Annotated in this window: 18 protein-coding genes and 1 pseudogene; 13 read left to right on the forward strand and 6 right to left on the reverse strand. The window is 77.3% G+C overall.

The genetic code is table 11. From position 1 onward, the window contains the following. Positions 1–11 precede the first annotated feature (11 nt). Positions 12–1,163: an XdhC/CoxI family protein gene (locus GL259_RS30470; protein ID WP_159536484.1), complete on the forward strand. Its 1,152-nt coding sequence runs from the start codon at positions 12–14 to the stop codon at positions 1,161–1,163. A gap of 42 nt (positions 1,164–1,205) precedes the next feature. Here GL259_RS30470 and GL259_RS30475 read toward each other — a convergent pair whose 3' ends face one another. Together GL259_RS30475 and GL259_RS30480 are read right to left on the reverse strand one after the other, a co-directional pair. Then, the gene (locus tag GL259_RS30475) at positions 1,206–1,646 is read right to left on the reverse strand and encodes an SRPBCC family protein (RefSeq protein ID WP_159536485.1); all 441 of its coding nucleotides are present in this window, start codon (positions 1,644–1,646) and stop codon (positions 1,206–1,208) included. Positions 1,647–1,732: 86 nt separating this feature from the next. Further along, entirely contained in the window at positions 1,733–2,509 is a 777-nt protein-coding gene (locus tag GL259_RS30480; RefSeq protein ID WP_166461577.1) for a polysaccharide deacetylase family protein, read from the reverse strand. A 756-nt stretch (positions 2,510–3,265) separates the two neighbouring features. On the opposite strand from GL259_RS30480, the gene GL259_RS30485 reads away from it, so the two are divergent. The 11 genes and pseudogenes from GL259_RS30485 to GL259_RS30535 all read left to right on the forward strand — a co-directional run bounded on the left by GL259_RS30485 (position 3,266) and on the right by GL259_RS30535 (position 14,752). Beyond that, a complete protein-coding gene (locus GL259_RS30485) occupies positions 3,266–4,903 on the forward strand; it encodes a carbamoyltransferase C-terminal domain-containing protein (RefSeq protein WP_159536486.1) in 1,638 nt (545 codons plus the stop codon). Continuing rightward, positions 4,900–5,907 (forward strand): glycosyltransferase, encoded by a 1,008-nt coding sequence (locus GL259_RS30490; protein ID WP_159536487.1) that lies wholly within the window; start codon positions 4,900–4,902, stop codon positions 5,905–5,907. The genes GL259_RS30485 and GL259_RS30490 overlap by 4 nt, the downstream gene beginning before the upstream one ends. Then, on the forward strand, positions 5,904–6,569 hold the full coding sequence (locus GL259_RS30495; protein ID WP_159536488.1) for an HAD family hydrolase: 666 nt from the start codon (positions 5,904–5,906) through the stop codon (positions 6,567–6,569). Before GL259_RS30490 ends, GL259_RS30495 begins: the two co-directional genes overlap by 4 nt. After that, a complete protein-coding gene (locus tag GL259_RS30500) occupies positions 6,566–7,564 on the forward strand; it encodes a glycosyltransferase family 9 protein (protein ID WP_159536489.1) in 999 nt (332 codons plus the stop codon). The genes GL259_RS30495 and GL259_RS30500 overlap by 4 nt, the downstream gene beginning before the upstream one ends. Beyond that, positions 7,561–8,511 carry a glycosyltransferase gene (locus tag GL259_RS30505; RefSeq protein ID WP_159536490.1) on the forward strand — a complete coding sequence of 317 codons (951 nt, stop codon included), beginning with the start codon at positions 7,561–7,563 and terminating at the stop codon, positions 8,509–8,511. The genes GL259_RS30500 and GL259_RS30505 overlap by 4 nt, the downstream gene beginning before the upstream one ends. Next, the gene (locus tag GL259_RS30510; RefSeq protein WP_159536491.1) at positions 8,508–9,725 is read left to right on the forward strand and encodes a glycosyltransferase; all 1,218 of its coding nucleotides are present in this window, start codon (positions 8,508–8,510) and stop codon (positions 9,723–9,725) included. Before GL259_RS30505 ends, GL259_RS30510 begins: the two co-directional genes overlap by 4 nt. Next, positions 9,725–10,351, forward strand: a complete 627-nt coding sequence (locus tag GL259_RS30515) for an SIS domain-containing protein (RefSeq protein WP_159536492.1) — start codon at positions 9,725–9,727, stop codon at positions 10,349–10,351. Before GL259_RS30510 ends, GL259_RS30515 begins: the two co-directional genes overlap by 1 nt. Before the next feature lies 1 nt (position 10,352). Beyond that, a complete protein-coding gene (rfaE2, locus tag GL259_RS30520) occupies positions 10,353–11,714 on the forward strand; it encodes a D-glycero-beta-D-manno-heptose 1-phosphate adenylyltransferase (RefSeq protein WP_159536493.1) in 1,362 nt (453 codons plus the stop codon). Between the two features lie 314 nt (positions 11,715–12,028). Next, positions 12,029–12,949, forward strand: a pseudogene (locus GL259_RS30525) (glycosyltransferase family 9 protein); the annotation flags it as partial. Between the two features lie 31 nt (positions 12,950–12,980). Then, complete coding sequence (locus GL259_RS30530; protein WP_159536494.1) at positions 12,981–13,859, forward strand: glycosyltransferase; 879 nt, start codon at positions 12,981–12,983, stop codon at positions 13,857–13,859. Continuing rightward, positions 13,856–14,752 carry a glycosyltransferase family 2 protein gene (locus GL259_RS30535; protein WP_159536495.1) on the forward strand — a complete coding sequence of 299 codons (897 nt, stop codon included), beginning with the start codon at positions 13,856–13,858 and terminating at the stop codon, positions 14,750–14,752. Before GL259_RS30530 ends, GL259_RS30535 begins: the two co-directional genes overlap by 4 nt. A 117-nt stretch (positions 14,753–14,869) precedes the next feature. Here the strand turns inward: GL259_RS30535 and GL259_RS30540 are convergent, their stop codons facing one another. From GL259_RS30540 to GL259_RS30550, 3 genes are read right to left on the reverse strand one after another with little or no spacing between them, the layout of a single operon-like run. Beyond that, a complete protein-coding gene (locus GL259_RS30540) occupies positions 14,870–15,070 on the reverse strand; it encodes a hypothetical protein (protein WP_166461578.1) in 201 nt (66 codons plus the stop codon). 52 nt (positions 15,071–15,122) lie between these two features. Further along, a complete protein-coding gene (locus GL259_RS30545; RefSeq protein WP_159536497.1) occupies positions 15,123–15,443 on the reverse strand; it encodes a DUF3040 domain-containing protein in 321 nt (106 codons plus the stop codon). A gap of 60 nt (positions 15,444–15,503) precedes the next feature. After that, positions 15,504–16,433 carry a polysaccharide pyruvyl transferase family protein gene (locus GL259_RS30550; RefSeq protein ID WP_159536498.1) on the reverse strand — a complete coding sequence of 310 codons (930 nt, stop codon included), beginning with the start codon at positions 16,431–16,433 and terminating at the stop codon, positions 15,504–15,506. A 194-nt stretch (positions 16,434–16,627) separates the two neighbouring features. Between GL259_RS30550 and GL259_RS30555 the strand changes: the two genes are divergently transcribed. Beyond that, on the forward strand, positions 16,628–17,746 hold the full coding sequence (locus GL259_RS30555; protein ID WP_159536499.1) for a winged helix DNA-binding domain-containing protein: 1,119 nt from the start codon (positions 16,628–16,630) through the stop codon (positions 17,744–17,746). A 90-nt stretch (positions 17,747–17,836) separates the two neighbouring features. Here GL259_RS30555 and GL259_RS30560 read toward each other — a convergent pair whose 3' ends face one another. Beyond that, on the reverse strand, positions 17,837–18,628 hold the full coding sequence (locus GL259_RS30560; protein ID WP_159536500.1) for a serine protease: 792 nt from the start codon (positions 18,626–18,628) through the stop codon (positions 17,837–17,839). Positions 18,629–18,686: the final 58 nt, after the last annotated feature.

Here is an 18,686-nt window from a genome sequence, read left to right on the forward strand (position 1 = left end):
GAGACCGAGACATGCTGGACATCGCCGAGGAACTGGACCGGTGGGTCGGGCAGGGCCGCGACTTCGCGGTCGCCACGGTGGTGGCGGTCGGCGGCAGCGCGCCCCGGCAGCCCGGCGCCGCACTCGCGGTGGACGCCGACGGCACGGCGATCGGATCGGTCTCCGGGGGGTGCGTGGAGGGCGCGGTGTACGCGCTGTGCGAGCAGGCGCTGAGGGACGGCGAAACCGTCCTGGAACGCTTCGGCTACAGCGACGAGGACGCCTTCGCCGTCGGTCTGACCTGCGGCGGCGTCATCGACGTCCTGGTCGCACCGGTACGGGCGGCGGACCCCGCCCGTCCGGTGCTCGCGTCCGCGCTCGCCGCCGCCGCGCGCGGGGAGGCGGCGGCGGTGGCGCGGGTCGTGAGCGGCCCGGCGGAGCTGAGGGGCCGCGCGCTCGTGGTCCGCCCGGACCACTCGTACGAGGGCGGCTTCGGCGCCCACCCGGAGCTGGACCGCACGGTGGCGGCGGAGGCCGGCGCGCTGCTGGACGCGGGCCGCACGGGCACCCTGGAGATCGGCGCGGAGGGCTCCCGCTGCGGGGCGCCGCTGACGCTGCTGGTCGAGTCGTCGGTGCCGCCGCCCAGGATGATCGTGTTCGGCGCGGTCGACTTCGCGTCGGCCCTGGTCCGGGTCGGCAAGTTCCTCGGCCACCACGTCACGGTGTGCGACGCGCGGCCCGTGTTCGCCACGAGGGCCCGCTTCCCGGAGGCCGACGAGATCGTCGTCGAGTGGCCGCACGAGTACCTCGCGCGCACCGGCGTCGACGCCCGCACGGTCCTGTGCGTCCTGACCCACGACGCCAAGTTCGACGTGCCGCTGCTGAAGCTCGCGCTGCGCCTCCCGGTGGCCTACGTCGGCGCGATGGGCTCCCGCCGCACCCACCTGGAGCGCAACGCGCGGCTGCGCGAAGCCGGCGTGAGCGACCTGGAGCTGGCCCGCCTCAGGTCGCCCATCGGCCTGGACCTGGGCGCCCGCACACCGGAGGAGACGGCCCTGTCCATCGCGGCGGAGATCGTCGCGGACCGGCGCGGCGGCAGCGGGGCGTCCCTCACGGGCGCGCACACGCCGATCCACCACGACGGCGGGCCCGCGCCCACGGGCCGGATCGGCTCGGTGGCCTGAGAGCGCGGGCCCGGGAGCGCGGGGCCCGGGAGGGCGGTGGTCTCAGGGCTGCCGCAGGAGCCGGTTCAGCGCTCGTCCGAAGACATGGCGGCTCGCTCGCCCCACCACGCCGTCGAACAGGGTGGACACGGCGCGGACGCGGATCTCCTCGCGCCACAGCACGCGGGCCCGGCCGCCCGGCCCCGGCCGCACCTCGAGCTCCGCCCAGCCCGTGACGACGCGGCCGCGTTTCTCCAGCCGGCACAGGCCCGGTGAGCCGTCCCGCGGGGGCCGCCACACCGTCACCTCCATCGGGTCGTCGAAGGAGAACGGGCCGAGCCCCGAGCGGGCGACGACCATCGTGCCCTCGCCGGTGGGCGGGGGGGTCGTCACGGTGACCCGGGTCAGCGGGACCGCCTCGCCGTGGCGCGGCCACGCCGTGACCCGGCGCCAGGCCTCGTCGAGGGGGAGGGGCGCCGTGCGCTGGACAAGGAAGGTGGCCACGAGGAGATCCTAGGGAATCCCCTCCGCCGGCCGGCGCGTCCCGGGAGCGGGTCACCCGGTCGGACCCCTCCCCGCTCCTTCGGCGCTCACCGGTACACCTTCCCCGGCTCCGCCTCGCCGGGCGCGAGGAGCTGGGGGACCGTCACGAACACGTACCCCCGCTTCTTCAGCGCGTCGATGATGCCGGGCACGGCGGGGACGGTCCCGTCGTAGATGTCGTGGAGCAGGATGATGCCGTCGCGGGAGGACTGGGCGAGGACGCGGCGGGTGATGAGGCCGGAGTCGGTGGTCCGGTAGTCCTTCGCGGTCACGCTCCACAGGACCTCCGCGAGGCCCAGGTCGCGGCAGATCTCGTGCACGGTGTCGTTCGTGCGGCCCTGCGGCGGGCGCATCAGGGTGGGGCGGCGGCCGGTGAGGCGTTCTATCTCCTCGTTGGGGCGCTCCAGTTCCTCGCGTATCTCCTCCGGCTCCAGCTCGGTCAGGATCCGGTGGGTCCAGGTGTGACCGGCCACCTCGTGCCCCTCCTCGGCCATCCGCGCGACGAGCTCGGGGTACCTCTCGATGTGCCGCTCGCCCAACAGGAAGAAGGTCGCCGGGACCTGTTCCCGCTTCAGGATGTCCAGCAGCCGCGTGGAGTGCTCGCTCGGCCCCGCGTCGAAGGTGAGCGCGATGCACTTGGCCTCGCGGCAGTCGACGGTGCCGAACCGGGCCCGTGCGTCCGCGGACCGGACGGCGCTGGGGGCGGTGGTCTCCATCCGCGTGCAGCCGCCCAGCGCCGACGTCACGGCCGCGACCGCCAGCACGCTCGCCACGGCCCGGAACGCGGCTCCCGGTCTTTTCATCTTCCTGGTCGGAGAAGGCATGCCGGGACTGTACACAGCGTTTATACGCGCGATGTATAGTCCGTTTCGCGTGCCCTCGGGCGGAGGGGCGGGGGCGTGTGAGAGTCGTCACCGGGTTACTCGCGCCGGCCCGTGCGACGCCCGCGCGCGGGGCGCCGGCCCGTGCGACGCCGACGCGTACGGCGCCGGCGCCTGCGACGGGAGCGCGGGATCGGGGAGGGACCCCGTGAGCGAACGCCCCCGGCGCAGGGTCCTGGTGGCCGGCGGGGCGGGACGCGCCGGATCCCGCCTGTGCGCACGGCCGGCCGGGGCCGGCACCGAGATCGTGTGCCTGGACGACCTGGCCACCGGCTCCCGGGCCGACGTCGCCGAGCCGGAGCGGTACCGCGGCTTTCGTTTCGTCCGCGCCGACGCCGCCGGCCCCGACGCCCGGCCGGCCCGGGAGCGGCTCGGCCGGCGGCCCCGGGCCGGCCGGAGCGAGGGCCTGGGGCGCACCATCGGCCGGTTCACGCGGGCGGTGGCCGCCTGGGCCCGCCGGCCGGCCCGCCCCGCGCCGTCGCCGCCGTCCGAACCCATTGGCCGGATCGTTTCGCTCCCTCACCGTCCGGGGCCGCCGACCGGCCCGATCCGTGCCGTCGTCGCAGGTCGGAGACGGGTGCATAAGGCTGTAAATATGGACATATCAATGCGAGTTGTCTCCAAGTGTTTGAGACAACTGCGGTGCGGCACTCGCGTCCCGAGAGCACCACATGTATCGCAGGGACGGAGCACACCCCCATGCGCATCCTTGGTATCAACGCCCTCTTCCACGACCCCGCCGCCGCCCTGGTCGTCGACGGCCGGACCGTGGCCGCGGCCGAGGAGGAGCGCTTCAGCCGGCGCAAGCACGGCAAGCGGCCCCTGCCGTTCTCCGCCTGGGAACTGCCCGAGCGATCCGCGCACTGGTGCCTGGAGCAGGCGGGCCTCACCCCCGCCGGCCTGGACGCCGTCACCTACTCCTTCGACCCGGCGCTGGCCCGGCCCGCCCGCGACATGGGCCTGGACGACCCCTGGGACCCGCTGCGCCTGGAGTACGCGCGCCGCGCCCCCGAGTTCCTCGCCGAGGCCCTGCCCGGCCTCGACCCCGCCCGGGTCGTCTTCGTCCCCCACCACGTCGCCCACGCCGCCTCCGCCGGACCGGCCTCGCCGCACCCCGACAGCGCCGTCCTCGTCCTCGACGGCCGCGGCGAGTCCGCCTCCCACCTGGCCGGCCGCTACCGCGACGGCAAGCTCGACACCCTCGCCACCCAGGCGCTGCCCGACTCCCTCGGCCTGGTCTACGAGGAGCTCACCGCCCACCTCGGCTTCCTGCGCAGCAGCGACGAGTACAAGGTGATGGCCCTCGCCTCCTACGGCGCCCCGCGCCACCTGGCCCGCCTGCGGGAGGACGTCCACCCCACCGGCCACGGCGGCTTCCGCGCCCACGGCGTCGACTGGGCCGCCCTCGCCCCGCCCCGCGCCGGGGACGAACCCTGGACCCAGGACCACGCGGACCTGGCCGCCAGCGCCCAGGCGGTCCTGGAGGAGGTGCTGCTGGAGCTCGTGCACTGGCTGCACCGCGAGGCCGGCGGCGACGCCCTCACCATGGCCGGCGGCGTCGCGCTGAACTGCGTCGCCAACTCGGCGATCGCCGCGCGCGGCCCGTACCGGCACGTGTGGGTGCAGCCCGCCGCCGGTGACGCCGGCACCGCGCTCGGCGGCGCCCTGCACGTGGCCGCGCAGGAGATCACCCCCGAGCCCATGCCCGGCGCCGACCTCGGCCGCGGCTGGAGCGACGACGAACTGCGCGCCTGGCTCGAGCAGGCCGCGGTCCCCTACGAGGAGCCCGACGACATCGCCGAGACCGTCGCCGCGGAACTCGCCCGGGACGGCGTCGTCGCCTGGTTCCAGGGCCGCAGCGAGTACGGGCCGCGCGCCCTCGGGCACCGCTCCCTGCTCGCCCACCCGGGCCGCGCCGAGAACCTGGAACGGCTCAACCACGTCAAGGGCCGCGAGGAGTTCCGGCCCGTCGCGCCCATGGTCCTCGCCGACCGCGCCGCCGAGCTGTTCTCCCGCGGCCCGGTCCCCAGTCCGTACATGCTCTTCGTCCACGACGTCGCCCCCGAGTGGCGCGAGCGGATCCCGGCCGTCGTCCACGTCGACGGCACCGCCCGCATCCAGACCGTCGAGGAGCGCCGGGAACCCCTGGTCGCGCGGATGCTGCGCGGCTTCGAACGGCGCACCGGACTGCCCGTGGTCGTCAACACCAGCCTCAACACCGCCGGCCGGCCGATGGTCGACGACCCGCGCGACGCCCTGGAGTGCTTCGGCTCCGCCCCGGTGGACCTGCTGGCGATCGGGCCGTACGCGGTGCGCAGGGGGAGGGCCTTCGGATGACGTCGTACGCCGTCGTGATCCCCACCCTGGTGCGGGACACCCTCGCCGACTGCCTCGCTGCGCTGGCCGCCGCGAACGGGCCGCACCCCGACGCGATCGTCCTCGTCGACGACCGGCGGCCCGGCTCCGGTCCCGGCCCCGGGGTGCTGGACCACGCGCTGAGCGTCCTCGGCGACCTGCGCGAACGCACCACCGTCCTCACCGGCGGGGGCCGCGGGCCCGCCGCCGCCCGCAACACCGGGCTGCGCACCGTCACCGCGCCCTGGGTCGCCTTCCTCGACGACGACGTCCAGGTCGGCCCGCACTGGTGCGCCCAGCTCGTCCAGGACCTCGAGGAGGCGTCCCCCGACACCGCCGGCGTCCAGGGCGTCATCACCGTGCCGCTGCCCGGCGGACGCCGCCCCACCGACTGGGAACGCGGCACCGCCGGCCTCGCCCGGGCCCACTGGATCACCGCCGACATGGCCTACCGCACCGAGGCCCTCGAGGAGGTCGGCGGCTTCGACGAGCGCTTCCCGCGCGCCTTCCGCGAGGACGCCGACCTCGCGCTGCGGCTCCTCGACGCCGGCTGGCGCGTCCGCCAGGGCCGGCGCACCACCCTGCACCCCGTGCGCCCCGTCTCCCGCTGGGCGTCGGTGGGGCAGCAGCGCGGCAACGCCGACGACGCCCTGATGCGGCGCCTGCACGGACCCGGCTGGTGGGACAAGGCGGTCGCGCCGCGCGGCCGGATCCGCCGCCACGCGGCGATCACCGCCGCCGGTGCGGCCGCCTGCGCCCTCGCCCTCACCGGGCGCCGCCGGGCGGCCGCCGCCTGCGCCCTCGGCTGGGCCGCCGGGACCGCCGAGTTCGCCCGCGCCCGCATCGCCCCCGGGCCGCGCACCCGCGACGAGGTGACGGACATGCTGGCCACCAGCGTGCTCATCCCGCCCGCCGCGACCTGGCACCGGCTGGCCGGGGCCTGGCGCCACCGGCACGCACCCGCCTGGCCGGAGGCGGCCCGGTGAGCCGGGCGAACCCGGGGCGCCCGGTGCGGGCGGTGCTGTTCGACCGCGACGGCACCCTCGTCCACGACGTCCCCTACAACGCCGACCCCGAGCGGGTGCGCCCCGTCGAGGGCGCCCGCGAGGCGCTCGACGCGCTGCGCGCCCGCTCCGTGCGCACCGGCGTCGTCACCAACCAGTCCGGCGTCGCCCGCGGACTGCTCACCGACGCCGACGTCCGCCGCGTCAACCACCGCGTCGACGAACTCCTCGGCCCCTTCGACGTGTGGGCGGTCTGCCCGCACGGGCCCGACGACGGCTGCCCCTGCCGCAAACCCCGGCCCGGCATGATCCTGTGGGCGGCCGGGCGGATCCGCACGGACCCGGCCGACTGCGTCGTCATCGGCGACATCGGCGCCGACGTCGAGGCCGCCCGCCGGGCCGGCGCCCACGGCATCCTCGTCCCCACCCCGCGGACCCGCCCCGAGGAGACGGCCGCCGCCGCACACGTGGCGCCGGACCTCGCGACCGCGGTGCGCGCGGTGCTGGACGGACTGCCGCACGACCGGGACGCGGCCGCCGCACCGCCCGTCGCGGACCGCGCGGGGAAGACACCGCCGCGGGACGGACGCGCGGGCGTCTCCGTGCCCCGCGCGGAGCGCCCCGGACCGGGGAGGCGCGCGTGAAGGCCCTGGTCACCCGCCTCGACAACTTCGGCGACGTCCTGCTCGCCGGACCCGCCGTGCGCGCCGTCGCCGCCCGGGCCGACACCGTCACGCTGCTGTGCGGACCGCACGGGGCCCCCGCCGCCCGGCTGCTGCCCGGCGTGGACGAGGTCCTGGTCTGGGACGCCCCCTGGGCCGGCTTCCAGCCGCCCCCGGTCCGCCGCGAGGAGATCGACGGACTCGTCGCCGCCGTCACCGCCGTGGAGGCCGACACCGCGCTGATCCTCACCTCCTTCCACCAGTCCCCGCTGCCCACCGCCCTGCTGCTGCGCCTGGCCGGGATCCGGTTCCTCGCCGCCGACAGCGAGGACTACCCCGGCTCCCTCCTCGACGTGCGCCACCACCGCGCCCCGCACGCCCACGAGGCCGAGGCCGCGCTCGACCTCGCCGAGGCCGCCGGTTTCCCCCGGGCCGACGACGGACGGCTGCGGGTGCTCCCGCCGCCCCCGGTCGAGGAGCTGACCGGCCCGGCCGGCTACGTCGTCGTCCACCCCGGCGTCAGCGTGCCCGCCCGCGCCTGGAGCCCCGAGCGGTGCGCGCAGGCGGTGCGCGAACTCACCGCCGCGGGCCGCCGGGTGGTGGTCACCGGCGGCGCGGGGGAGCGGGACCTGACCGCGTACGTCGCCGGCGACCGGGCCCTCGACCTCGGCGGCCGCACCGGCGCCGCCGAACTCGCCGGAGTGCTCGCCGGGGCCGCCTGCGCCGTCACCGGCAACACCGGGCCCGCGCACCTCGCCGCCGCCGTCGGCACCCCGGTGGTGTCCCTGTTCGCGCCGGTCGTCCCGGCCGAGCGGTGGCGGCCGTACGGCGTGCCGTACGTGCTGCTCGGCGACCAGCGGGCGCCGTGCGCCGGCACCCGGGCCCGGCAGTGCCCCGTGCCCGGCCACCCGTGCCTGGACGACGTGACCGCGCTCGACGTCGTCGCCGCCGTCGACAAGCTCGTGGAGGTGGCATGAGGATCCTGCTCTGGCACGTGCACGGGTCGTGGACCACGGCCTTCGTGCAGGGCCCGCACACCTACGTCGTCCCCGTCACCCCGGACCGCGGACCCGACGGACTGGGCCGGGCCCGCACCTTCGACTGGCCCGACTCGGTCGTCGAGGTGCCCCCGGAACGCCTGCGCGAGACGGACATCGACGTCGTCGTGCTGCAACGGCCGCACGAACCCGCCCTCGTCGACCGGTGGCTGGGCCGCCGCCCGCCCCTGGTCTACCTGGAGCACAACGCCCCGCACGGGAACGTGCCCGACACCCGCCACCCGGCCGCGGACATCCCCGGCGCCACCCTCGTCCACGTCACCCACTTCAACCGCCTGATGTGGGACGCCGGTCCCGCCCCGGCCACCGTCGTCGAGCACGGCATCGTCGACCCCGGTCCGCTGTGGACCGGCGAACTGCCGCACGCCGCCGTCGTCGTCAACGAGCCGGTGCGGCGCGGCCGCACCACCGGCACCGACCTGCTGCCGGTCTTCGCCGAGGCGGCCCCCCTCGACGTCTTCGGCATGGGCACCGAAGGTCTCGCCGGCCACCTCGGGCTGCCCGCCGGCCGCTGCCGCGCGCACGAACTGACGCAGGCCGACCTGCACACGGAGATGGCCCGCCGGCGCGTCTACGTCCACCCCGTGCGCTGGACCTCCCTCGGCCTGTCCCTGCTGGAGGCCATGCACCTGGGCATGCCCGTCGTCGCGCTCGCCACCACCGAGGTCACCGAGGCCGTGCCGCCCGGGGCCGGAGTGGTCTCCAACCGGATCGACGTACTGACCGAAGCCGTGAGGGACTTCGTCGCCGACCCGCTGCGCGCCCGCCTGACCGGCGAGGGCGCACGGGCGGCGGCGCTGTCCCGCTACGGGCTGTCCCGCTTCCTGGACGACTGGGAGCGGCTGCTGAAGGAGGTGACTCGATGAGGATCGCCATGGTGTCCGAGCACGCGAGCCCGCTCGCCGCGCTCGGCGGCGTCGACGCCGGGGGCCAGAACGTGTACGTGGCGCGGCTCAGCGAGGAGCTGGCCCGGCGCGGCCACCGCGTCACGGTGTACACCCGCCGCGACGCGGCCGGCCTGCCCGACCGGGTGGCGCTGCCCGGCGGCGCGGTCGTGGAGCACGTGCCGGCCGGCCCGCCCGAGGCCGTCCCCAAGGACGAACTGCTGCCCCACATGCCCGCCTTCGGCGCGTACCTCGCCCGGGCCTGGCGGCGGGAGAGGCCGGACGTCGTGCACGCCCACTTCTGGATGTCGGGCCTGGCCGCACGGACCGGCGCCCGCCCGTACGGCGTCCCGGTGGTGCAGACGTTCCACGCCCTCGGCACCGTCAAGCGCCGCCACCAGGGGTGGCGGGACACCAGCCCGCCCGAACGCATCGCCGCCGAGCGGCAGATCGGACGCGGCTGCGCGCGCGTCCTCGCCACCTGCGGCGACGAGGTGCGCGAACTGGCCGAGATGGGCGTGGACCGCAGCCGGGTGTCGGTGGTGCCCTGCGGCGTGGACGCCGACCACTTCCGCCCCGGCGCCGAGGGGGCGGGCACACCGCCGCGCCGCGCGCGGCACCGGCTGCTCGCCTGCGGCCGGCTGGTCCGCCGCAAGGGCTACGACCGGGCCGTCCGCGCGCTGACGGCGATCCCGGACGCCGAACTCGTCGTCGCCGGGGGGCCCGCCACCGGACGACTGGGCCGCGACCCGGAGGCGCGGCGGCTGTGGCACCTGGCGCACCGCGTCGGGGTGGCCGACCGGGTCCGGCTGCTCGGCGCGGTCGACCCGGCCGACATGCCGGCCCTCATCGGCAGCGCCGACCTGGTGCTGTGCACCCCCGACTACGAGCCGTTCGGCATCGTGCCGCTGGAGGCGATGGCGTGCGCCGTGCCGGTCGTCGCCACCGCCGTCGGCGGCCACCGCGACAGCGTCGCCCACGGCACCACCGGCCGGCTGGTCCCGCCCGAGGACCCCGGGGCGCTCGCCGCCGCCGTGCGCGAACTCCTCGCCGAGGACGGACTGCGCCGCCGCTACGGCGCCGCCGGACGCGAACGCGTCCTGGCCCACTACACGTGGAGCCGCGTCGCCGACGGCGTCGAGGACGTGCACCGCCGGGTCCTGACCGCACACGCGACCCCGAAGGAGGTGGCCTGATGACCGTCCACCCTCCCGTCACCGGTCACTGCGACGAACTCCAGGACGCCCTGGGGGCGTTCCGCGCCTCCGCCCACACCACCGCACGGTGGGGCGAACGGCTCGCCGAGGTGCTCCCCGGCGGGGGCCGGCTGCTGGCCGCGGGCAACGGCGGCAGCGCGGCCCAGGCGCAGCACCTGACCGCGGAACTCGTCGGCCGCTACCGCGACGACCGGCCCGCGTTCTCCGCGATCGCCCTGCACGCCGACACCTCCAGCACCACCGCCATCGCCAACGACTACGGCGTCGACGCGGTGTTCGCCCGCCAGGTCCGGGCCCACGGCCGCCCCGGCGACGTGCTGATGCTGCTGTCCACCAGCGGCGCCAGCGCCAACCTGCTGTCCGCCGCCGACGCCGCCCGCGCGGCCGGCCTGCACGTGTGGGCCCTGACCGGGCCCGCCCCCAACCCGCTGATGGCGGGCAGCGACGAGTCGCTGTGCGTGGAGGCGCCCACGGCGGCCACCGTCCAGGAACTCCACCTGGTGGCGGTGCACATGGTGTGCGCGGCGTTCGACGCGGCGCTGGAGAGCGGGAGGCGGCGGAACCCGGACCCGCGGCACCGGGGCGGCCGGGGCGACGGGAGGTGACATGAACGGCAAGGCACCCCTCGTCGTGGTCGGCGACGCCCTGCTGGACCGCGACCTGACCGGCCGGGCCGAACGGCTCGCGCCCGACGCGCCCGTCCCGGTGGTCGACGACTACGGGGAGCGGACCCGCCCCGGCGGCGCCGCGCTCACCGCGTACCTCGCCGCACGCGACGGCCGCGAGGTCACCCTCGTCGCCGGCGTGGGCGACGACCCCGCGAGCCGTGAACTGCGGCGGCTCCTCGACCCCTGGGTCACCCTGGTCCCGCTGCCGCTGACCGGGCCGCTCCCGGAGAAGAGCCGCGTCCTGGCCGCGGACCGCCCGGTGGCCCGCCTGGACCGGGGGGACGGCCGCGCCCGCGAGGCCACCGACCGGGCCCGCGAGACCGTCCGCGCCGCGCCCGCCGTCCTCGTCTCCGACTACGGCCGGGGCGCCGCCGACGCCCTCCGGGACGTCCTGGCCGCCCGCCCGCCGCTGCTGTGGGACCCGCATCCGCGCGGCGGCCCGCCGGTGCCCGGCACCCGGCTGGTCACCCCGGCCGAGAAGGAGGCGCTCGCCCTCGCGCCGGACGGCGCGACCCCGCGCCGGAACCTGGCCGCCGCCGCCCACAGCGCCGCCGCGCTCGTGCGGCACTGGAAGGCCGCCGCCGTCGCGGTCACCCTCGGCGCGCGCGGCGCCCTCCTCTCCTACGGCGAGCACCCCCTGCTCGTGCCCGCCTCCGCCGCCCACCACGGCGACAGCTGCGGCGCCGGCGACCGGTTCGCCGCGACGGCGGCCGGGCTGCTCGCCGACGGCGCCCTGGTGGGCGAGGCCGTCGAGGCCGCCGTCGCCGCGGCGACCGACTTCGTCGGCGCGGGCGGCGCGGGCGCCCTGCCCCGGCCGGACGCCGCGCTCCCGCCGGCGGACGGCGACGACCCGTTCGCCCTCGCGGACCGGATCCGCACCGCCCACGGCACCGTCGTCGCGGCGGGCGGCTGCTTCGACCTCCTGCACGCCGGGCACGTCGGGCTGCTCCAGGCCGCCCGGGAGCTCGGCGACTGCCTGGTGGTCTGCGTCAACTCCGACGCCTCGGTGCGCCGCCGCAAGGGCGCGGGCCGCCCGGTCAACCCGCTCGCCGACCGCGTCCGCGTGCTGCGCGCCCTGGCCTGCGTCGACGCCGTCGCGGTCTTCGACGAGGACACCCCCGAACGCCTCCTGGCCGACCTGCGCCCCGACGTCTGGGTCAAGGGCGGCGACTACGCGGCCGCCGACCTCCCCGAGGCGGTGCTGCTGGAGGAGTGGGGCGGCCAGGCGGTCCTCCTGCCGTACCTGGACGGCCGCTCGTCGACCGGGATGCTGGAACGCGCCGCGGAGGGGACGCGATGACCGGACCGCGCCGCGCCGTGCCGCGGCCCGGCGGCGAGACCCCCACGGCCGACGGGCCGGGGCCGCCCCGGCCCGAGGAGACCGCCGCCCCCGGTCCGTCCCCCGGCCAGGCACCGGCCGCATGGGACGACGCGCCCGCGTCGGCTGTCGGCCCCGCGCCAGGAGGGGAGCCGGTGCCGGACGTGCCCGGTGCCGGCCGCGCCGAACCGGAACCGGGCGGGGGCGGGGCCCCGCCGTCCGGACGGCGGGGCCCCGCCGCTGCACCGCGGACGCACCCCGCCCCGTCGGCGCGGTCCGCGGCCCCGCGGCCCCGCCTGCTGGCTCTGCGCGCGCTGGGCCTCGGCGATCTGCTCGCCGGTGTCCCCGCGCTGCGGGCGCTGCGCCGGGCGTTCCCCGGGCACGAGCTGGTGCTGGCCGTGCCCGGTGAGCTCGCGCCGGTCGCCGGCGCCACGGGAGCCGTGGACCGGGTGCTGCCCGCCTCCGCACCCGGGCGGGCGGTCCCCCGCTCGCTCGGCTGGACCGGGCCTCCCCCGGACGTCGCCGTCGACCTGCACGGCAACGGACCGCCCAGCCACCGCCTGCTGAGCGGCCTCGCCCCCGCCCGGCTCCTCGCGTTCGCGCACCCCGGCACCCCGGAGGTCGAGGGCCCGGCCTGGTACGCGGAGGAGCACGAGCGCGACCGCTGGTGCCGGCTGCTGCGCTGGTACGGCATCGACGCCGACCCCGCCGACCTGCTGCTGCCCCCGCCGGGCGCCGCGTCCCCCGCCCCCGGCGCCGTCGTCCTGCACCCCGGCGCGGGCGCCCCCGCCCGCTGCTGGCCCGTCGAGCGGTACGCGGCCGTCGCGACCGCACTGCGCGCACGCGGGCTGCGGGTCGTGGTCACCGGGGGAGCCGACGAGCCGGACCTGGTGGCGAGGCTCGCCAAGCAGGCCCGCCTGCCCGACACCGACGTCTTCGGCGGCGGCCTCCCCCTCGACCGGCTCCGCGCCCTGGTCGCCGGCGCGCGCGCCGTCGTCAGCGGCGACACCGGCATCGCGCACCTCGCGGTCGCCCACGCCGCCCCCACCGTCACCCTCTTCGGCCCGGTCCCGCCCCGCCGCTGGGGCCCGCCCGCGCACCCGCGGCACATCGCCCTGTGGCGGGGACCGGAGGGCGACCCGCACGGCCGCCGGCCCGACCCGGCGCTGCTGCGCCTGACCCCCGGCGACGTCCTGGACGCCCTCGACCGACTGCCCGCCCCCGCCACCCGGGAGGGGAGAACACACCATGACCACTCCGCCCACGGACGGCCGCCTCGGCGTCGTCATCGCCACCCGCGACCGCTGCGACCGGCTGGCCGTCACCCTGCGCCACCTGCTCGCCCTGCCCGAGCGGCCCGAGATCCTCGTCGCCGACAACGCCTCCACCGACGGCACCCGCGCCCTGCTCGCCCGCGACTTCCCCGAGGTCCGCGTGCTGGCGCTCCCCGCCAACCACGGCGCCCTCGCCCGCAACCACGGCGCCCGCGCCCTCGACACCCCCTACGTGGCGTTCAGCGACGACGACTCCTGGTGGGCGCCCGGCGCCCTCGCCCGGGCGGCCGAGCTGTTCGACGCCCACCCCCGGCTCGGTCTGATCGCCGCCCGCACCCTCGTCGGCCCGGCCGCCGACCCCGATCCGCTCAACGAGGTCCTCGCCCGTTCCCCGCTCGGCCCGGCCACCGACCTCCCCGGCACCCAGGTGCTCGGCTTCCTCGCCTGCGGCGCCGTGGTGCGGCGTGAGGCCCACCTCGACGCGGGCGGCTTCCACCGGCTGCTGTCCATCGGCGGCGAGGAGACCCTGCTCGCCTACGACCTGGCCGCCCGCGGCTGGGGCGTCACCCACTGCCCCGACGTCGTCGCCCACCACCATCCCGCCCCCGCGCCCCGCCCCGGCCGCCCGGCGATCCAGCGCCGCAACGAACTCCTCACCGCCTGGCTGCGGCGCCCCGTCCCCCACGCCCTCGCCCGCACCGGGGCCCTCGCGACCGAGGCCCGCGGCGACGACCACGCCCGGCGCGCGCTGCGCGAGACCCTCGCCCGGCTGCCGGCCGCCCTGCGCGAGCGCAGGCCCCTGCCCCCGCACGTGGAGCGGGCCGCCCGGATGCTGGAGGGGAGGGCCGTGTGACGGACCCCCGGACGACCGTCGTCGTCATCACCCACAACCGGTGCGGCGAACTCCTGCGCACCCTCGGCCACCTCGCCGAACTCCCCGAGCGGCCACCGGTGATCGTCACCGACAACGGCTCCACGGACGGCACCGCCCGGGCCGTCGCCCGTCACCACCCCCGGGTGCGGCTGCTGCGCCCCGGCCGCAACCTCGGCGCCGTCGGCCGCAACCTCGCGGTGCGCGAGGTCCGCACGCCGTACGTCGCCTTCTGCGACGACGACTCCTGGTGGTCGCCCGGCTCCCTGGCCGGCGCCGCCGACCTGCTCGACCGGCACCCGGCGCTCGGCTCGGTCACGGCACGGATCATCGTCGAACCGGACGGCACCGACGACCCGATCGTCCGCGAACTGCGCGACTCGCCCGTGCCCGGCCCGTCCTGGCTGCCCGGACCGGCCCTCGGTTCGTTCCTCGCCGCCGCCACCGTCCTGCGCACCGGCGCCTTCAGGACCGCCGGCGGCTTCCACCCGAAACTCTGGCTCGGCGGGGAGGAGGAACTGCTCGCCGCGGACCTGGCGGCCGACGGCTGGTGGCTCACCTACGCCGATCACCTGACGGTCCACCACCAGGCCTCCACGGCACGGGACCCCACGCTGCGCCGGATGCACGGCATCCGCAACACCCTGTGGTTCACCTGGCTGCGCCGCCCGGCCGGCCCCGCGCTGCGCCGCACCCTGGACCTCGCCCGCACGGTCCCGCGCGACACCACCTCCCTGCGCGCCTTCGCCGAGGCGGCGGCCGCCCTGCCCTGGGTCCTGCGCGAACGCCGCGTCCTGCCCCGTGAGGTCGAGTCCCGGCTGCGCCTGCTGGAACCGGCCCAGCGCACCTCCACGGCCCGCCGCTACACGGGCTGACCCGCGGGCCCGCCACCGCACGGGCCGGCACACCGCACGGCGGCGGGGCCCGCCCACCGGCACCGGTGGGCGGGCCCCGTCACCGCGTGCGCGACGCGACACGGTCGTGGCGCGGACTCAGCCGGTGCTCTCCGGGCGCTCGCCCTTGGGCCCGCGGCCGCGCTCGGTGCGCGGGCCGCGGCTGCGCAGTCCTTCGCCCTCCCGCAGCTCCTCGTTGGCGGCAGCGTTGGCGTCCTGGTCGGAGACACCGGACCGCTCGGCGTCCTTGCGGAGCCTGGCCCGCCGCGTGTCGTACTTCTTGCTTCCGGGCTCGGGCACGACGATCACCTCCTGCCGGGCCGGGTCCCCGCCGCCCCCGGAGGGCAAACGCTCAGCCGCCCGACCACCGGCACAGCAGCCGGAAGACCGCGAACAGCGTCGGCGGCCACACCACCGCGAACGCCCAGATCACGCCGGGAGCCGAGGTGACCATCCCGGTCACCATCAGCGTGACCGACACCGTGAGGAGCACGGCCACGGTCCGGCCGCGCGGACGGTACGACGCGGCCCGCAGCAGCAGGTGCGGCACGCCGGGCCGCCGGCGCGGCCGCAGGGTGCGCAGCCGCCGGTCGAGCCGGCGGTCGCGGCGCAGGGTCCGTTCGATCTCGTCGAGAACGCGTTGTTCGTGTGCGGGGAGCCGACCGAGGGACACCGTCTCTCCTCCAGGGGCGACCGGGGCGCGGGGATCCCGGGTGCCCGGGCGGGCGCCGCGCTAACCGGGGGCGGCGCGGGACGCCAGCACCTCCACGAGCCGGTCCGCGCCGTCCGGCACACGGTCCTCCCGGAACGCGTCGCGGACCTGCCGGGCGGCCACCCGGCCCGAGGTCAGGCACCAGTCCCACCACCGCTCCAGCCGGCGCTCGTCCAGCTGCTCGGCGCCCAGCAGCGCGGGCCAGCCGCAGGCGCGGGCCTGCGCGGTCACCTTCGCGCCGCCCGCGACCGGGTCCACGGCCAGCACCGGCGTGCCGACCCGCAGCGCGAGCACCAGCCCGTGCAGCCGGTCGGTGACGACGAGGTCGAGGCGGGCCAGCACCGACTGCACCTGCGCGGGCGTCGCGCTCAGGTGCCAGTCGTGCGTGTCCAGCCGGGTCTCCAGCTCCAGCCGGGCGCAGTCCTTGCCGGCCAGCCAGCGCGTCACCCGGTCCGCGACCTGCCCGTGCCGCCGCCGCTGTCCGTACTCGTGCTGCCCGTGGGTGAGGATCACCCCGACCACGGGCCGGGCGGGCACCGCCGGAGCGCGGGCCGCCAGGTCCTCGGACGGCTCGCTGCCGGGGGCATCCCGCGCCAGCACGCGGTGGAACCCGGTCACGGCCGTGCCCTCGGGGTCGACCACGGAGGTCCCCACGGCGATCCGCACGCAGTGCGCGAAGCGCCGGTGCAGCTCCTCGACCTGCGGCCCGTGCAGCGGGCCGCACACGAACACCAGGTGGGAGTAGTCGCGGGGCCGTACGTCGTCCAGGTGCCGGGCGTCCGGCAGGAAGCCGGGGCTCCAGACGACGTCGTAGGGGATCCGGGCCCGGCGCAGCACCTCCTCCACCCGGTGCAGCGCCAGCACGTCCCCGGCGGTCGCCTCCCCCTCGGGGAAGCTGAACCACCCGGTCAGCAGGACCCTCTCCGGTCGCGCGGGTTCCGTTCCGTGCACAGTGCCACCGGGTGCCCCGCTCCGGCGGGGGGCAATCACCTCCCGGGACGGCCGGACGCGGGCCCGGACGGCGAGGGACCGCCGGGCCGGGGCCGGGGCCGGCGCCCGCCGTCGGTCCCTTCAGCGGCGGCCTCCCCGGGACGGTGCACCCCTTGCGGACAGAAGGTGACCGCAAGCCCCGCTAGCGTGCTGACATGACGAAGACCAAGCGGAGCGTCACCCCGCCGGCCGGCGAGGTGCTCGGAGTCCGGGCCCTGAACCGCGCCACCCTCGCACGGCAGCTCCTGCTGCGCCGCTCGCCGATGTCCGCCGAGGCGGCGGTCGCGCACCTGGTCGGGCTCCAGGCGCAGAACGTCAAGCCGCCGTACCACGCGCTCGCCGCCCGGCTCGACGGCTTCACTCCCGAGGAGCTGTCCCGGCCGATGGCCGACCGCGCGGTCGTCCGCATCGTCACCCTGCGCTCGACCCTCCACACCCACACCGCCGACGACTGCCTCACCCTGCGGCCGTGGGTGCAGCCCGCCCGCGACCGCGAGCTCACCGGTTTCCGCAAGGGGCTCGCCGGCGTCGACCCGGACCGGCTTGCGGCCTTGGTCCGTGAGCTCGTCGAGGACGAGCCGCGCACCATGGGGCAGCTGCGCGAGGCCCTGCTGAAGGAGTGGCCCGACGCCGACCCGCAGGCCCTGTCCGTCGCCGCCCGCTGCAGGCTCCCCCTGGTCCAGATCACCCCGCGCGGACTGTGGGGCCGCAGCGGCCAGGTCATGCTCACCACCGCGGAGCACTGGCTGGGCCGCCCCGCCGGGCCCGCGCCCGAGCCCGACGGCATCGTGCTGCGCTACCTCGCCGCCTTCGGCCCGGCCTCCGTGAAGGACATGCAGGTCTGGGCCGGACTGACCCGGCTGCGCGAGGCCTTCGAACGCCTCCGGCCGCGGCTCGTCACCTTCCGCGACGCCGGGGGCGTCGAGCTCTTCGACCTCCCGGACGCCCCCCGGCCCGACCCGGACACCCCGGCGCCGCCGCGCTTCCTGCCCGAGTTCGACAACCTGCTCCTCTCCCACGCCGACCGCACCCGCGTCGTGCCGCCCGAGTTCCGGGGCCGTTCCTGGCAGGGGAACACCGCCCACCGCGCCCTCCTCGTCGACGGCTTCCTGGCGGGCCTGTGGCGGCTGGAGGAGGGCGCCCTCGTCGTCGAGCCGTTCCGCGGGCTCGGCACGGCCCGGCGGGAGGAGGTCGCCGCCGAGGGGGAGCGGACGCTGCGCGTGCTGCACCCGGACACGGCGTACGACGTCCGCTTCGGGACGGTGCGGGGGTAGGGCGTGGAGAGGGGGCGTTGCGGGCTGCTCGTGGAAGCCCGCAACGCCCCCTGGTCTGCTGCCTGAGGGGTGCTCAGGAACTGATGGGACCTACGAGTTGACCTGGGCCGCGACCTGCCCGGAGAACGTGGTCAGCCGGGTGTACACGCCCGGGTAGCCGGCCGCCGCGCAGCCGTCCCCCCAGGAGGTGATCCCCGCCAGGCGGCCCCCGATGAGCAGCGGCCCGCCGCTGTCGCCCTGACAGGTGTCCACGCCGCCGGAGGTGTACCCGGCGCACACCATGTCGCTCTGCACGAACCGGGTGCCGTAGGAGGTGCGGCAGCCGGTGTCGGAGACGGTCGGCACGGTCGCGGTGCGCAGCTGGTTGGAGGAGCTGCCGCCCGAGGAGGTGGTGCCCCAGCCGAGGATGCGGGCGGTGGTGCCGGCCGCGTACACCGAGGTGTCCGTCGACGACACGTACCCCACCGGGGTGTACGGCATCGACGCCGACAGCGTCAGCACCGCCACGTCGTCGCCCCGGGTGACGCTTCTGTAGTCGGGGTGGATCCAGATCCTGCTGACTCTCGCCACCGTGCCGTTGGTGCCGTTGAGGTAGGTGCGCCCGCCGACCACGCGCACGCTGCTCGTGGTCTCGCCGACCATGCAGTGCGCGGCCGTGACCACCTTGGTGGGCGACACCAGGGTGCCGCCGCAGAACTGGTTCTGCGAGGCGTCGGTGATCTGCATCATGAAGGGGTACGTGGACGTCGTGGTCGTCGTACCGCCGACGATCGGCTGGGGAGCGGCGGCGGCGGAGGGGGCGGCGAGCAGAGCGGTCGCGGCGGCGGCAGCGGTGGCCGCCGCGACGGCGGCGGCCTTCTTGGCGCGGGTGAGCCCGGGCATGGGTCTCCTCGTGGGTTGCCGGTGGGGGTCGCGCGGGGTGGGGTGGAGCACGAGGGCC

Source organism: Streptomyces sp. Tu 3180 (genome assembly GCF_009852415.1).
Taxonomy (GTDB): Bacteria; Actinomycetota; Actinomycetes; order Streptomycetales; family Streptomycetaceae; genus Streptomyces.